Here is a 16,380-nt window from a genome sequence, read left to right on the forward strand (position 1 = left end):
GTTGCCTATAGATTATTTTTTTCTGTCAATAACGTAATTCACCATAAGTTCTAGTGAGTTTCTGTATTGATTATCAGGATATTTTTGAAGTATTTGTAGTGCTTCTTCTTGAAATGCTTTCATTTTAGAAACAGCATAATCTAAGCCTCCATTATCTTTAACAAAAGCGATAACTTGTTTCACTCGTTTTTGATCCTTATTATGGTTTTTAATAGAATTGATTAACCATTTTTTATCCTTTTTGTTTGCTTGATTTAGCACATAAATTAAAGGCAAGGTCATTTTTTGTTCTTTAATATCAATTCCTGTTGGTTTCCCTATTTGTTCTTTACCATAATCAAACAAATCATCTTTTATTTGAAAAGCCATACCTATGAGTTCTCCAAACTTACGCATGGTTTCTACGTGTTCAGATTCTGGTTTTACAGATGCTGCACCAAGACTACAACAAGCCGCAATTAAGGTTGCTGTTTTTTGTCTTATAATTTCGTAATAAACAGTTTCTGTAATGTCTAGTTTTCTAGCCTTTTCAATTTGAAGTAGTTCTCCTTCACTCATTTCGCGAACTGCAATAGAGATAATTTTTAGTAAATCGAAATCATTATTATCTATAGAAAGCAGTAATCCTTTTGAAAGTAAATAATCACCAACCAGAACGGCAATTTTGTTTTTCCACAAGGCATTGATAGAAAAGAAACCACGACGCCTATTACTTTCATCTACCACATCATCATGTACCAAAGTAGCTGTATGAATAAGTTCTATAACAGAAGCACCTCTGTATGTTCGCTCACTAACTTCACCATTAGAAACCATTTTAGAAACCAAAAACACAAACATTGGTCGCATTTGTTTTCCTTTTCGGTTTACAATATAATGTGTTATTCTGTTAAGTAATGCTACTTTAGAAGACATAGAGAGTTGAAACTTTTGTTCAAAAAGTTCCATCTCATAGGCAATAGGTTGTTTTATTTGTTCTACAATTTTCAATAGAAAAAAGATATAAAATATAGAACAACAAACGTACTAAAAATGCTATTGATATGCTATTTTACACCTTAAAAATCAGACTTTGTTTCTATATAACGAAGTATCAACGCATTTTACCATTTCTTTTTTATCTAAATCTACACCAACAAAAGAAGTTACTTTATCTAAAACCGCTTCGGTATTAAAAAGCACATCTTTATAATTTACATAAATAAGTTCTACACTTGGCTCTCTATCTTTCCAGGTTTCTACTTGGTTTAAGTGCTTATGGTATGCCTCAAATAAAGTAACAGGCAATACGTCTGGGTTTTTACCAATCATTTTTTGTTGTGATTTCACTACTTCTGTTAAATCTCGATTCATAAAAATAACCTTATAACGATACTTAGGATCTAGAAATTTAAGTAAAGGCGCAACTACTTTTACGGTTTTATTTTGTGCTTTATTTAACCAAGAATTGTCTTTATGCAAGGCCATTACAGGGTCGTACTCAAAATAGCCTTTTGGGTTAGAATCATCCGATTTTCGCTTTCCGTCGGTTAGTACATCTACTCCACCATTATGTAGCATTTGCATCATGACAGAAGTACCAGAACGTGGCAAACCTGATACAATTACTATTTGGTCTTCTCTGTATTTATATGCTGCTTTATCTGTTAAATTAGTAGGTTCACTAAGTTTTTCTTCTATATTTTCAATGGCTTTTTCTGCTCTTACATGTTCTACAGGTTTTAATTTTGCAGCAGTTTCATAAGCTATTTTTGCATTATCAAGATCGCCTAATTTTTCTAGAGCTTCTCCCAAAACATAATGCGCTGCTGGATAATACTTAACCAATTCTATTGCTGTAAGAGCATGATCTGCAGCATTTTCAAAATCATTTAAACGAATTAAAACAGCAGCTAAAGCTTGATGATATTTTGCACGATCTATTTCAAATTTTAATGCATTTTCAAAAGCAGTTTTTGCTTGTTCAAATTGATTTAATTTTGTGTGAATTTTACCTATTTGATACCAAACTTCAGAATTAGGCCCTTTATCTTTAGCTATTTGAAGCACTTTTAATCCTTCTCTAATTTTTCCTTTTCCAACTAAAATTTTAGCTTCAGAAAAATAGGTGTTGATTTCAAATTTCTTATCTAATGTTCTTAATTTCAATAAATAATACTCGGCTTTTTCAAATTGATTTTGAATTAAAGCAATAGATAATAAATCCATATAATAGGGAATCACATCCACTATAGAATCGCCAACTTTTAAATCTTGTTGTTTTAATTCCTTTTCAGTTTTACCCTTTAAGTCACTTTCTTGATACGTAGGATAGGAATCATTTATTAAATCAAGAAGCAATTCTTTTGCTTTTTCAAAGTCTTTTTTACCTAAAAACACTCTAGCTAAATTATGTTTTAAGTCACACTTTGTTTTTAAAATAGCCGTTTCAATTTTTTCATCTGGCTTATCTATATAGCCTAAATCTACCAATTGTTGCATGGTTTCTTGGTCACTTAACGAATTGGAATCATTAACACCTTCGTGTTGTGCAAAATCACCTTTTACGTTTTCCCAGCTATCTAAATACTTTGGTTCGGTTGGTTTTTTAAAAATATCTAATGCTACTTTTCCATCCATATCTTTACCTATTGGCAAATCAAACATATGCAAAATGGTTGGAGCTATATCTATTAACCCTAGACCAAATACTTTTTCATTTTGTTTAATATTAGGTCCTGCAGCTACAAACATACCAAATTGGCGATGCTCTAAAGCAGGAGCTGCTGGATACTTTGGCATTTTTAAAATACGTTTGTTTCCAGATTCAAAACCATGATCAGACATCACTATAATGGTAGTATCGTCATCTACCAACTCCATGGTTCGCTCTAACATCATATCTTGAATTTTATAAGCGCTTACTACTGCGTCTTTATAAATATCATATGATTTTTGAGGTATACTGTTTAATTTTGGAGGATGATATTTCATAAAAGCATGACAAAAATGATCTATTAAATCATAATATACAGCTGTAAAATCCCATTCTGTAGTACGAATTAAATTAGTTGCAGCTGCATGAACAGAAGAATTTTCAGCTAAAATACTAGCAAAAGAAACCAAACCATTGTCTTTTTCTTGATCTATGTCTGCAGCTTTAGGAATACAAGGCTTAATATGCGCTTCTGTAATCTCATAAGGAAACACTCTTAAATCTTTTATTTTATCTGTAAGTGATTCTGGATGAATAGCACCTTTAATTATTGGATTTTTTTTACTTGGGTCTTTATTTACTTTTTGAAACTTATCAGATACGACAACTCCATTAATAGGTTCTGCAGGAAAACTTGGCCACCAACCTACTAAATTACTTTTATATCCTTTATGGTGCAGGATATTCCATATTGCTTTGGCTTTTCTAGAGTTAGTAGTAACAGGACGAATACCTTTTAGGTTTGGCATAAGTTCTATAAAACCAAGAACACCATGTTTATCTGGTGTCTTTCCTGTAGCCACAGAAGACCATAACATTGGTGAATAAGGAGGGTTCATAGTACTCATATTCCCGTAAACACCCTTACTAATTAATTTTTTAAGTGCAGGCATTTCACCTTTAGCAATTAAAGGCCAAATTATTTTCCAGTCTGCAGCATCCCAACCTATTAAAAGCACTTTATTTTTCTTCATCTACGTTTTTTTCTGCTTTATTTTTTTGTTTTACTTCTCTCCAAGCTCTTAAACCAATATCTCCATAAGCTAACAAACCTAAAGATCCTTCAATAGGGATGGTATAAGATTTATTATTTGATAAATTCTTATTTTTTTTTGTCATCTTTTACGTAGAACTATTTTTAATAACACACTAAATATAAACATGCTACATATTATTATTTTTTTACCTGAATTGTAAAACAACAAAACATATTAGTTAAAACCTAGAAGATGTATGAAAAAAACTACATGAAAAATCCTAAAAATTTCAGGAATCCATTAATAAAATATGCAACATGTACTGCTACTACAAATGCTAATCATTAAACTGTTTTAATAAGCTATATACGTATAGAATACCTTATTTAAAAGCGTTGATATCTTTTATTAAATTAAAGTTGAAAAAATAGTATTACAAAAGGCTTTATTGTTTTTATACTACACACAAAGTAATTGATTTAACTTTACTTGAACTACTTTTTAAATTATATATTTCACTAATTTAAAAACTCGTATTCTAACACTTCTATAAGCTTACACTTTTAAGGATTCTTTAATTGTAACAACAAAAGTTTATTTATTTAACAATTTTTAATTGTTTCTTACTGTTTTCAGAAATACAATTTGTTTTACAAAATATTAATTATTAGATTGTTACATGTTTTTCTATTAAAATAGAATTATATACAACCAAAGATATTAATTAAAACCTAGCAGAAATATGAAAAAAACTACTTTAAAAAAATCAAATAATTTAACAAAAAGACTTGCTCAATACGGAGCGCTAACAGCTGCTATTGCTGGTGTTGCTGACGCTAACGGCCAAATTATTTACACAGATATTACTCCTGATGAAGGAGGTGCAGGCGTACAGTATTTATTGGATATGGATAACGATGGAACTGATGATTTTTCTATAAGACATTTTTCTGCAAGTTCCTTTGGTGGCGCTGTGAATAATTTATTTGCTGCTCCTAACTCCTCTAATGGAGGTATTTTAGGAATTGATTCTTCTTTTGATTACCCATTTGCTTTAGATGCAGGAGCAACTATAAGTAGCGGTCAAACTTCATGGCTTCCAGGAAATAATTATTACAAGACTATGAACTATAACAGTTGTAATTATTTTAGTAGTCAATGGTGTGGAGTTACTGATAAATATTTAGGACTTCGTTTTCAAATTGCTGGCGCAACACATTATGGTTGGGCAAGATTAGATGTAAATCAAGATTCTGGTTCTGGATGGCTAATTAAAGATTACGCATACAATTCTGTTGCTGGAGAATCTATTGAGGCTGGGCAAACACTAAGTATCGCTGAAAATGCTATTAACGAGGTAAAGATTGTGAGTTTAAATAAATCTATAGCACTATACAATTTACCAGAAAACACAGATTATAAACTTTATGACATTACAGGTAAGTCTGTGTTAAATGGTTCTATTAACGATCATACTTATGTTATTGAAGCGAAATCTTTATCTAACGGTATTTATATTGTAGAACTTACAGACTCTTTTACTAAAACTGCAACTAGAAAGAAAATTGTTTTATAAAACGATTTTATTACTAGTATAAAAAAAGCTTCCTAAATTTAGGAAGCTTTTTTTATTTCTTGTTTGCTAGTTGCCCACAAGCCGCATCAATATCTTTACCTCGTGATCGTCTTACGGTTACTGTAATATTATTACGCTCTAGAATAGAAACGTACATATCAGTAGCAGCACTATCTGCTTGCTGAAACTCGCCATCGTCTATTGGGTTGTATTCTATTAAATTTACTTTACTTGGCGCAAACTTACAAAACTGCACCAATGCTTCTGCAGCTTCTTTAGTATCATTAATGCCTCGCCAAACTACATACTCATACGTAATTCGATTTTTTGTTTTTTCGTACCAATACACTAAAGCTTCACGTAAATCTTTTAAAGGAAAGGTAGCATTAAACGGCATGATAGAAGTACGTACCTCATCTATTGCAGAGTGTAAAGAAACGGCTAGTTTAAACTTTACTTCATCATCTGCCATTTTTTTAATCATTTTTGGCACTCCAGATGTAGAAACTACTATTCGTTTTGGCGACATGCCTAAACCTTCTGGTGATGTAATTTTATCTATGGCTTTTAGTACATTGTTATAGTTCATGAGCGGTTCTCCCATACCCATAAAAACAATATTACTTAATGGTTTGTTGTGGTATAATCTACTTTCATTATCTATAGCAACTACCTGGTCATATATTTCATCTGGATTAAGGTTACGCATGCGTTTTAATCGTGCTGTTGCACAAAACCTACAGTCTAAACTACAACCTACTTGACTAGAAACACATGCTGTGGTTCTTGTTTTTGTTGGTATTAATACCGATTCTACAATTAAGCCATCATGTAAACGCACTGCATTTTTTATGGTACCATCATTACTCTTCTGCATGGTATCTACACGTATGTGATTGATAACAAAGTTATCTTCTAGCATTTGCCTGGTTTCTTTAGACAGGTTTGTCATGTCTTCAAAAGTATGTGCAGACTTGCTCCATAACCACTCATATACTTGATTACCACGAAAGGCTTTATCGCCTTGTTTTACAAAGAATTCTCTTAGTTGTTCTTTGTTTAATGCTCTAATGTCTTTTTTTGTTGTTGCCATAGCTTTGCAAAAGTAGTGAAACGTTTTACTATTTACGAATTTAGATGAACCTATTACTAGTTTTGAACTTGTGCACTTGCCATGAGGAAGCGCATTAGCGATAGAACGGTTTGTTTGAGCTCCTCGCAGAGAGCGAGTAGTGAAAGCGCGACGCAACGTAGCTTAAGCGTAGTTGGGTAATGCCATAAAAAAAAGCCTCTAAAAAAGAGGCTTTATATAGGTTACAATTTGTTATTAAATGATTAACATGGCGTCACCATAACTATAAAAATTGTATTTTTCTTTTATTGCTTCTTCGTATGCTTTTAGTATAAAATCATGTCCTGCAAAGGCTGAAGCCATCATTAACAGGGTTGATTTTGGTGTATGAAAGTTTGTAATCATGCAGTTTGCAATACTAAAATCATAAGGTGGAAAGATGAATTTATTGGTCCAACCGTCAAACTCATTAAGAGTACCACTAGAGGAAACCGAACTTTCTATAGCACGCATGGCAGTTGTACCTACAGCACAAATACGTTTTTTATTCTTTTTAGCATTGTTAATAATTGCTGCTGCTTCTGAAGTAATTGTTACTTCTTCACTATCCATTTTATGTTTAGATAGATCTTCTACCTCAACAGGGTTGAAGGTACCTAAACCAACGTGAAGTGTTACTTCTGCTAAGTCTACTCCTTTTATTTCTAAACGTTTTAAAAGGTGTTTAGAAAAGTGTAAACCAGCGGTTGGTGCTGCTACTGCTCCTTCGTTTTTTGCAAAAATTGTTTGGTAACGATCTTCGTCTTCTGGAGTTACATCTCTTTTTATATATTTTGGCAATGGTGTTTCACCAAGCTCTGTAAGTTTTCTTCTAAATTCTTGGTAAGAACCATCATAAAGAAAACGTAAGGTTCTTCCTCTAGAAGTGGTGTTATCAATTACTTCTGCGACTAAGGTTTCATCATCACCAAAGTATAATTTATTACCAATACGTATTTTACGTGCTGGATCTACAAGTACATCCCAAAGACGTTGCTCTTCATTAAGTTCTCTTAACAAAAACACTTCAATACGCGCTCCTGTTTTTTCTTTATTACCATATAAACGAGCAGGAAAAACTTTGGTATTATTTAGTATTAAAACATCATCTTCTTCAAAATAATCAATAAGATCTTTGAACATTTTATGTTCAATAGTTTGTTTTTCTCTGTTTAAAACCATTAAGCGAGATTCATCTCTGTTTTCTGCTGGATGCTCTGCCAATAACTCTTCTGGAAGCTCAAACTGAAAGTGAGACAACTTCATTTTATAATTTTGCATGTAGTAGTATTAGGTTATGTAATGTATTTTACAAGATTACAAATATACAATCTCAAAGTAGGGGTTGTCAAGTAAATAGCTAATTATTATTCAGAAAATTTAAAACCAATAGCTTTTAAGTCTTGCCAAAATGTTGGATATGATTTTGAAACCACATCTGCTTCTTCAATAATAATAGACGTTTTTAAGGCTAATGGTGCAAATGCCATTGCCATTCTATGATCTTGATAGGTTGCTATTTTTATATCTTTGTTAATGGTATTAGAAACCTCGAGTTGCAAGGTTTTATCTGTAATGTTTACTTTACCTCCTAATTTTTCAATTTCGGTTTTTAAAGCTACCAACCTGTCTGTTTCTTTAATTTTTAATGTATGAAGTCCTTTTAAATCACAAGCTATACCTAAACCAAAACAGGTTACAGCAATGGTTTGTGCAATATCTGGCGCATTTTTTAAGTCTAAAGAAATTAACGTTTCTGGACTAACGCTTGTTATTTTGTTAAGTGTTATTTTATTTTGATGGAATGTAGTTTCAACTCCAAACTGCTTATAAATATCTGCTAAGCAAGCGTCTCCTTGTAAGGAGTTTTCTTTATAAGAAGCTAGTGTTGTTTTTGTACCTACTGCACTCATTGCAATTATACTATAATAGTACGATGCAGAAGACCAATCTGACTCTATTAACCCTTGATGTTTTTGAATAGTAGCCTTTGGTTTTACAGTAATAATATTGTTTGTAAAACTGGTTTCTACGCCTATTTCATTTAGCAAAGACAAGGTCATGTTTATATAAGGAATAGAGGTTATTTCTCCATCTAAAGTAAGCTCTAAACCGTTTTCTAATTTTGGTGCTATTAGCAATAAGGCCGAAATATATTGACTACTTACATTTGCCTTTAGAGTAACTTTATTTTTTGTTATTTGTTTTCCTTTTATTTTTATTGGAGGATAGCCATTGTTTTTTTGGTAACTAATTGCTACACCTAACTGGCTTAGTGCTTCGACCAAAATAGCTATAGGTCTTTCTTGCATTCTTGAAGAACCTGTTAGTGTTACTTCTCTATTATTTTGAATAGAAAAATAAGCTGTTAAAAAACGCATTGCTGTTCCTGCGTGATGAATATCTATTACATTTTCTAGAGACGTTAATGCTTTTTGCATCACTTTAGAATCGTCTGAATTAGACAGATTTTCTAAAGTAATATTTGGGTACAACGCCTGTAATAACAGTAATCTATTTGATTCGCTTTTAGAACCTGTTATTTGTATAGCAGACTGCTTAGCAATGGTTGATTGTTGAAGGTGTATATTCATAATAATAAAGATTCCTGTTTTTAAAGGAATGACAGATTACTTTAATTTCTCGTTATTTTGATGACGATCGTGATCGCGTTTTGTTTTAATGTCTAGCTTTTTATCAAAAGCTTCTTGCAAATTAATTCCTGTTTGGTTTGCTAAACATAATACTACAAACATAACATCTGCTAATTCTTCGCCAAGGTCTTTATTTTTATCGCTTTCTTTTTCGCTTTGTTCGCCATAACGTCTTGCAATTATTCGTGCTACTTCGCCAACCTCTTCTGTAAGTTGTGCCATATTAGTAAGTTCATTAAAATAACGAACGCCATGGTTTTTAATCCAGTTATCTACTTCTAATTGTGCATTTTTTATGTCCATTCTTTTTTCTTTTTTGCAATAGACAAAGTTATTAAAATTATACTGCAAGGAATAGCAATATAGATTAATTCGCTAATAATTACTTGCATTCCCCATTCTGAAAAAAATTGCTTAATACCAATTGGTGAAACTTTAATTACTTGCCAAGGAAAAAAATATCTTGAGTTTTGAAAAGGAATAAAAAAACCAACTCCTTTTCCTCCTGTTGTCATGCCATCTAATACGCCATGAGAAATTGTAGATAAAAACAAAACGATAAAGAAGATTTGTTTTCTGTTTTTGCCAAAGATAAAAGCCAATAAGCCACTCCATAATATTGCAAATAGTATAGAATGCGTAAAGCCTCTGTGCCCTAAAGGATGCACATAAGGCACTCCTAATTTAAATGCCAAAACATCAATATCTGGTAGTATTGCACAGCCTATTGCTAAAAGCAAAAGTAATGTACTGGTTTTAGAGTCTATTACTTTTGCTGTTGTATATGCCACTAAACCATGACCAAAAATTGATGCCATTTACACTTTTTTAAGCACTATTTGTTCGGTTTGTTTTTTTATTACTAAATCGAAAAACTTCTTAAACTCCAAATAATCCTGAGGCATAATAATTATTTTATTAATATCTAAATTGGTAGTTATCTGTAATAAATCACCTGTATGTTTTATTAAATAGGTAAAACTACCATCATTAACATTAAATTGAATTTTTTGATTTTCTGGTAAAGATTCTACCTGATAACCTTGAGGTATTTTAATATTTATTACATTTTTTTCGGAAACAGGGTAAGTAAAATCTATAGGATATTCTCTAGTTTCTTGTTTAAACGGGTTTTCTTCTGGAGCTAAAAACAGTAATGAAGAAAAGTATAGTTTGTCTGCTATTTCTTCTATTCCGTTATCTAAACTATATTCGTAAGAAATAAGAATAGGTTTACTTGTTTCGTTTTTAGACTTTACATCTATATTGCTTACTTCTATATCTCCTTTTCCTTCTTCAATAGATAATACATATTGTTCTTCACTAAAGGCATTAAAATCTTCTCTATGTGATAATGCAAAATGATTAGTTAATTGCTCTCTTACTTTACCTGTAACAGATAAGTCTTCATGAATAGTGGCATTTAAAAAGTTTATTTGTTTTGAGTTTTGGCTAGGCATTAAACTCACCCAAGTAGAACTTTTATCTTCTCTAATCATTCTTCCTTGCCAGTTCAATACATGGTTAGGCAAAATATTTGCGGTTGCGTATGTACTTGAAGCATCTAGTAAAACAATTCCTTCTGTAAGTTCTATAGCAGCAATATTTGTTATACTTTATTCTTTGTATCTATTATAATAGTAACTGGTCCGTCATTTAAAAGTGCTACTTGCATATCTGCACCAAACTCCCCTGTTTGTATTGCTTTACCAAGATTTTTTTCTAACTGGCTAATAAAATCTTGATACAAAGGAATAGCAATATCTGGTTTTGCCGCTTTAATATAACTTGGTCTGTTTCCTTTTTTGGTATTTGCGTGTAAAGTAAATTGGCTTACTACAATAACATCTCCTTTACTTTGTAATAATGAAGTATTCATTACACCTTCTGCATCATTAAAAATACGAAGGTTTGTTATTTTATTAGTTAACCACTTGATGTCTTCTTGGGTATCTTTAGGAACAATACCTAACAAAATTAATAGTCCGTGGTTTATAGATGCAACTTGTTTATCTTTAATAGTAACGCTTGCCTGAGTAACTCTTTGTATAACTGCTTTCATAATTAAAATTCTCTAACAATTAATGCAATTCATTTTTTGTTATTTCATTGTTATAAATCTACTACCTTCTTATTAAACCTTTTTATTAGCCTTCTTACAAAAGCAGGAATTTGTTTTTATGTTATTAACCTAAGAGACAACTGTCTTTGCAGAAATTAATTATAATTATCTGTTCTGTAATGTTCTTCTTCTCCTTCAATAATGCTTACATAACTTCTGTAGCGTGAGTAGGCAATTTCATCATTTTCTACTGCTTTTTTAATAGCACATTTTGGTTCTTCAATATGTAGACAGTTATTGAATTTACAATCTTGTTTTAGTGCAAAAAATTCTGGAAAATAATCACTTACTTCCTCTTTTTCCATATCTACAATACCAAATCCTTTTATTCCTGGAGTATCTATTATTTTAGCATGAAAGCTAAGGTCAAACATTTCGGCAAAAGTAGTGGTGTGTTGTCCTTGACTATGTTGTGTAGAAATTTCTTTTGTTTTTAAGTCTAGGTTAGGTTCTATTGCATTTACAAGTGTAGATTTACCAACACCAGAATGACCAGCAAACATACTTACTTTATCTTGCATCATGCTTTTAACCTTTTCTACATTTTTACCTGTAGTTGCAGAAATACCAATGCACTCATAACCAATAGACCTGTATATATGTGCTAAATAACGTACTTCATCAAGCGTTTCTTTATCATACACATCTATTTTATTAAAAAGCAGAATGGTTTTAATAGAATAAGCTTCTGCAGTTACTAAAAAACGATCTATAAAAGAAGTGAATGTTGGCGGATTATCTATAGTAACCAACAAAAACACCTGATCTATATTAGAAGCAATAACATGGGTTTGTTTAGAAAGGTTTACCGATTTACGAACAATATAGTTTTTACGGTCGTGAATATAATTAATGACACCTGTTTCTGTATCGTTTTTAGTTTCTAACTCAAAATCTACATGATCACCAACAGCAATTGGGTTGGTACTTTTTATCCCTTTTAGTCTAAATTTTCCTTTAATACGGCATTCATAAGTCTTACCGTTTTCTGTTTTTACGGTATACCAACTCCCTGTAGATTTGTAAACTAGTCCTTTCATTATTGCAAAGATGCATAATATGCATTTGTAATACAATAAAAAAGGCTCGCAAATGCGAGCCTTTTAATTATTAAGCTTTTAAAATCTTTTCTTGATGATTTATAGACTCTTGATGAATTGCTTTAAACATACGTAAAATAAACTCTTCACTTAATCCTTTAGACTCTCCTTCAAGAACCATTTTACCAAGAATTTCGTTCCATCGTTTGCTTTGTAAAACAGAAACATTTTTTTGCTTTTTAAGTGCGCCAATGCCATCTGCTACTTTCATTCTTTTTCCTAATAAATCAATAATTTGATTATCTACCACATCAATCTGAGCTCTTAAATTATTAAGTTCTTGGTTGTATGCAGCCTCAGGATCTGTTTCTTTTCTAATGCGTAAATCTTGCATTATTTGCACTAAAGAATCTGGTGTTACTTGTTGTGCTGCATCACTCCAAGCGTTATCTGGATCAAAGTGTGTTTCAATCATTAAACCATCAAAATTAAGATCTAATGCTGTTTGTGATACATCAAATATCATATCTCTTTTTCCTGTAATATGTGAAGGATCATTAATTAAAGGAATGTCTGGAAATCTGTTTTGAAACTCAATAGCTAATTGCCATTCTGGAATATTTCTGTATTTAGATTTTTCGTACGTAGAAAAACCTCTATGAATTGCTCCTAGGTTTTTAACACCTGCAGTATATAACCTTTCAATACCACCTAACCATAAAGATAAATCAGGATTTACCGGATTTTTTACTAGAACAATTTTATCTGTTCCTTGTAAAGCATCTGCAATTTCTTGCATGATAAATGGACTAACAGTAGAACGTGCACCTATCCATAGTAAATCTACATCATTTTCTAATGCTAATTTTACATGCGCTGCATTAGCAACTTCTGTACAGGTTTTCATTCCTGTTTCTTCTTTTACTTTTTTTAGCCAGTTTAAACCTAATGCTCCAACACCTTCAAAATTTCCTGGTCTTGTTCTTGGTTTCCAAATTCCTGCTCTAAAGTAATTTACGTCAGTGTCTTTTAACTGATGTGCAATTTTTAAAACTTGTTCTTCTGTTTCTGCACTACATGGTCCTGCTATTACTAGTGGATGATCTAATTTCATGTCATCTAACCATGTTCTTAATTCTTTTTTGTTTTCCATAATTTTAAATATTCCAAAAATAAAATTCCAAATTCCAAAAGCGATACGCTATTTTCCTTTTTAATTGGTATTTAGTTTTTGCGTTTTGTAATGTGTTATTCTATTCCGTTTAATATGTCTTTTATTCTATTGGTGTTTTCCATTTCTTTAAAAACAGTTTCAAAATCTTCTTTCTGAATCTTTTCTTTAAAATGCGTAAGGTTGCTTATATATTCTTCTAAAGTTTCAATTACATTTTCTTTATTCTGCTTAAAAATTGGTGTCCACATAGCAGGACTACTTTTTGCCAAACGTACTGTTGAAGCAAAACCACTTCCTGCCATATCAAAAATATCGCGTTCATTATTTTCTTTATCTATTACTGTTTTTCCTAGCATAAAAGCACTAATGTGTGATAAATGCGAAACGTAAGCAATATGTTTATCATGTGCTTCAGGATTCATATAACGAATACGCATGCCCATAATTTGAAAAATAGTTAAAGCTTTTTCTTGAAGCTTAAAGGCTGTTTTTTCTATTTCGCATATAATGTTTGTCTTGCTTTTAAAAAGACCTAACAATGCTGCTTTAGGGCCTGAAAATTCGGTTCCTGCTATAGGGTGTGTTGCCAGGAAATTTCTACGTTTTTCATGATTTTCTACTACTTTACAAATATCACTTTTAGTAGAGCCAACATCCATTACCAAAGCATCATCAGACACCAGGTCTAGTACTTCTGGTAATAATTTTACAGCTACATCTACAGGAACTGAAAGTATTACAAAATCTGCGTTTACTACATCTTTTAATGTGGCTTTAAAATCTATAACTTTAAGTTCTAAAGCTTCTTTTAAATGTGTTGGATTAGAATCTACACCAAACAAACTAATGTTAGGATTTAAGTTTTTTACATCTCTAGCAATGCTTCCTCCTATTAACCCTACGCCAATTACATATATATTTTTTACACTCATAATTATATTCTTGCTAGTGCTTCTTCTAATTCCTCTGTCGAAGCACACAATGAAAACCTAACGTATCCTTCTCCTTGTGTTCCAAAAATGGTTCCTGGCGCTATAAATATGTGGTTTTCTTTAAGTAACATATCTATAAATTCTTCCGATTTAAAATGTGGTGGTAATTTTGCCCAAACAAATAATCCTGAGGCTTCTTTATTGTACGTACAATTTAAAGCATCTGCTAGTTTCCAGACTAATTCACGTCTTTTATTATACACGCTATTTAAACTATTATACCACATGGCAGAACATGTTAAAGCTTCTATTGCTCCTTTTTGTATGCCGTAAAACATACCAGAATCCATATTACTTTTTACTTTTATTATTGCTTCTATATGTTTTGCGTTTCCTAAAACCATTCCTACTCGCCAACCAGCCATATTAAATGTTTTACTAAGGGAGTTAAGCTCTAAACAAACATCTTTGGCTTTACTAACGCTTAAAATACTTGTTGGTTTATTATTTAAAATAAAACTATATGGATTATCATTTACTATTAAAATATCATGTTTTCTGGCAAAGGCTACAACATCTTCAAACAACTGCTGTGTAGCTTTTGTTCCTGTTGGCATATGCGGATAATTAAGCCACATGATTTTTACTTTACTTAAATCTAATTTCTCTAATGCTTTTAAATCTGGAAGCCAACCTTTACTTTCTTCTAAATTATAATACACTGGTTTTGCTCCTAATAATTTAGTTACCGAAGCGTAAGTAGGATAACCAGGATTAGGAATAAGCACCGCATCACCTGCATTTAAAAAAGCCATAGAAATATGCATGATACCTTCTTTGCTTCCCATTAATGGTAACACTTCTGTTGTTGGGCTTACATGTACAGCAAATTGCTGGCTATAAAATTGAGTAATTGCTTCACGTAATTCTGGTAACCCTTGATAACTTTGGTATTTATGCGCACTTGCATCTTGAAAACTGTTTGCTATTGCAGTAATCACTTTTGCTGGTGGCTGTAAATCTGGACTACCAATTCCTAAATTAATGATTGGTTTACCATTAGCTTTAAGCAAGTTTACTTCACGCAATTTTCTAGAAAAGTAGTATTCTTCTACGGTATGTAATCTATCTGCTACTTGTATCATGATTGCTTTGCGTTTTTATATTCGCCTAATATTTTAAAATCTTGTGCCATAATTTGTAATATAGATTTTGCTTTTTTGTAATCTGCATAGGCATCAAAAGTAACATCCACAAAAAAAGCATAACTCCAAGGAGTTTCAATTTTTGGTAAGGATTGTATTTTTGTTAAACTTAACTTACAATCGCTCATTACATTTAATATGGTTGCCAGACTTCCTCTTTTATGTTCTAACTCAAATTTTACCGAAGCTTTATTAATTTCACTTTCTGGAAATTCATGGTTTTCCCGTTTTACAATAACAAAGCGCGTTTCGTTTAGTTTTATAGTTTGAATGCTCTTTGCTAAAATGTTTAATTCAAAAATATCTGCTGCTAAAACACTTGCAATAGCTCCTACATTTTTTAATTTATTTTTATGAATTCGTTGTGCAACCTCAGCAGTATCCTTATCTTCTATTAGCTTTATGTGTGGATGCTTTTTAAAAAACTCTTTACATTGTAACAATGCCATAGGATGCGAATACACCTCTTTAATATCTGCTATACTTTGGTTTGGTAAAGCCATTAAATTGTGCTGTATATCTAAATATTTTTCGCCAACTATATGCAAATTATTATTATCAATTAAAGCATAATTTGGTATTATAGATCCTGCTATAGAGTTTTCTAAAGCCATGATTACAGCATCTACTTTTTTATCTAAAAGATTTTCAACAGTTGCATCAAAAGTCAAGCATTCTTTCACATTCATTTGATTTCCAAAATATTGCTCAGAAACAATATGATGAAAAGACCCTTTTACTCCTTGAATTGCTACAGATTTTATCATAAAAAAAAAGCCTCGATATTTCGAGACTTGTTGTTTAATTTATATTTAATATACATATATAACGTCTCGCCTTTTATTTAAAAAAGAAATAGAACCAGCTATAAAATGTAAAATTTGTTTTCATACT

Annotated in this window: 16 protein-coding genes; 1 reads left to right on the forward strand and 15 read right to left on the reverse strand. The window is 31.4% G+C overall.

The genetic code is table 11. The features are described 5' to 3' along the window. Positions 1 to 12: 12 nt before the first annotated feature. The 3 genes from KO494_RS10195 to KO494_RS10205 form a co-directional block, all read right to left on the reverse strand. A complete protein-coding gene (locus tag KO494_RS10195; RefSeq protein ID WP_215967500.1) occupies positions 13 to 990 on the reverse strand; it encodes a polyprenyl synthetase family protein in 978 nt (325 codons plus the stop codon). Positions 991 to 1,065: 75 nt separating this feature from the next. Continuing rightward, complete coding sequence (locus tag KO494_RS10200) at positions 1,066 to 3,669, reverse strand: alkaline phosphatase family protein (RefSeq protein WP_215967501.1); 2,604 nt, start codon at positions 3,667 to 3,669, stop codon at positions 1,066 to 1,068. Next, positions 3,656 to 3,814, reverse strand: a complete 159-nt coding sequence (locus KO494_RS10205; protein ID WP_215967502.1) for a hypothetical protein — start codon at positions 3,812 to 3,814, stop codon at positions 3,656 to 3,658. Before KO494_RS10205 ends, KO494_RS10200 begins: the two co-directional genes overlap by 14 nt. A gap of 600 nt (positions 3,815 to 4,414) precedes the next feature. Between KO494_RS10205 and KO494_RS10210 the strand changes: the two genes are divergently transcribed. Further along, positions 4,415 to 5,248, forward strand: a complete 834-nt coding sequence (locus KO494_RS10210) for a T9SS type A sorting domain-containing protein (RefSeq protein WP_215967503.1) — start codon at positions 4,415 to 4,417, stop codon at positions 5,246 to 5,248. 52 nt (positions 5,249 to 5,300) lie between these two features. Here KO494_RS10210 and rlmN read toward each other — a convergent pair whose 3' ends face one another. From rlmN to KO494_RS10270, 12 genes are all read right to left on the reverse strand, one after another. Beyond that, positions 5,301 to 6,341 carry a 23S rRNA (adenine(2503)-C(2))-methyltransferase RlmN gene (gene rlmN, locus KO494_RS10215; RefSeq protein ID WP_215967504.1) on the reverse strand — a complete coding sequence of 347 codons (1,041 nt, stop codon included), beginning with the start codon at positions 6,339 to 6,341 and terminating at the stop codon, positions 5,301 to 5,303. 234 nt (positions 6,342 to 6,575) lie between these two features. Next, positions 6,576 to 7,625 carry a tRNA preQ1(34) S-adenosylmethionine ribosyltransferase-isomerase QueA gene (gene queA / locus KO494_RS10220; protein ID WP_215967688.1) on the reverse strand — a complete coding sequence of 350 codons (1,050 nt, stop codon included), beginning with the start codon at positions 7,623 to 7,625 and terminating at the stop codon, positions 6,576 to 6,578. 101 nt (positions 7,626 to 7,726) lie between these two features. Continuing rightward, positions 7,727 to 8,953: a 3-phosphoshikimate 1-carboxyvinyltransferase gene (locus tag KO494_RS10225; protein WP_215967505.1), complete on the reverse strand. Its 1,227-nt coding sequence runs from the start codon at positions 8,951 to 8,953 to the stop codon at positions 7,727 to 7,729. A gap of 36 nt (positions 8,954 to 8,989) precedes the next feature. Then, the gene (locus KO494_RS10230; protein WP_215967506.1) at positions 8,990 to 9,316 is read right to left on the reverse strand and encodes a nucleotide pyrophosphohydrolase; all 327 of its coding nucleotides are present in this window, start codon (positions 9,314 to 9,316) and stop codon (positions 8,990 to 8,992) included. Then, positions 9,307 to 9,831, reverse strand: a complete 525-nt coding sequence (locus KO494_RS10235; RefSeq protein ID WP_215967507.1) for a metal-dependent hydrolase — start codon at positions 9,829 to 9,831, stop codon at positions 9,307 to 9,309. Before KO494_RS10235 ends, KO494_RS10230 begins: the two co-directional genes overlap by 10 nt. Further along, a complete protein-coding gene (locus KO494_RS10240) occupies positions 9,832 to 10,530 on the reverse strand; it encodes a DUF3858 domain-containing protein (RefSeq protein WP_215967508.1) in 699 nt (232 codons plus the stop codon). A 92-nt stretch (positions 10,531 to 10,622) separates the two neighbouring features. Continuing rightward, on the reverse strand, positions 10,623 to 11,075 hold the full coding sequence (gene dtd, locus KO494_RS10245) for a D-aminoacyl-tRNA deacylase (RefSeq protein WP_215967509.1): 453 nt from the start codon (positions 11,073 to 11,075) through the stop codon (positions 10,623 to 10,625). Positions 11,076 to 11,230: 155 nt separating this feature from the next. Continuing rightward, complete coding sequence (rsgA, locus tag KO494_RS10250) at positions 11,231 to 12,175, reverse strand: ribosome small subunit-dependent GTPase A (RefSeq protein WP_215967510.1); 945 nt, start codon at positions 12,173 to 12,175, stop codon at positions 11,231 to 11,233. A 70-nt stretch (positions 12,176 to 12,245) separates the two neighbouring features. Continuing rightward, positions 12,246 to 13,328 (reverse strand): bifunctional 3-deoxy-7-phosphoheptulonate synthase/chorismate mutase type II, encoded by a 1,083-nt coding sequence (locus tag KO494_RS10255; RefSeq protein WP_215967511.1) that lies wholly within the window; start codon positions 13,326 to 13,328, stop codon positions 12,246 to 12,248. 95 nt (positions 13,329 to 13,423) lie between these two features. Beyond that, positions 13,424 to 14,281: a prephenate dehydrogenase gene (locus KO494_RS10260; protein ID WP_215967512.1), complete on the reverse strand. Its 858-nt coding sequence runs from the start codon at positions 14,279 to 14,281 to the stop codon at positions 13,424 to 13,426. A 2-nt stretch (positions 14,282 to 14,283) separates the two neighbouring features. Continuing rightward, complete coding sequence (locus KO494_RS10265) at positions 14,284 to 15,426, reverse strand: pyridoxal phosphate-dependent aminotransferase (protein WP_215967513.1); 1,143 nt, start codon at positions 15,424 to 15,426, stop codon at positions 14,284 to 14,286. After that, the gene (locus KO494_RS10270; RefSeq protein ID WP_215967514.1) at positions 15,423 to 16,253 is read right to left on the reverse strand and encodes a prephenate dehydratase; all 831 of its coding nucleotides are present in this window, start codon (positions 16,251 to 16,253) and stop codon (positions 15,423 to 15,425) included. The genes KO494_RS10265 and KO494_RS10270 overlap by 4 nt, the downstream gene beginning before the upstream one ends. Positions 16,254 to 16,380: the final 127 nt, after the last annotated feature.

The organism is Lacinutrix sp. C3R15 (genome assembly GCF_018860825.1).
GTDB lineage: Bacteria > Bacteroidota > Bacteroidia > Flavobacteriales > Flavobacteriaceae > Oceanihabitans.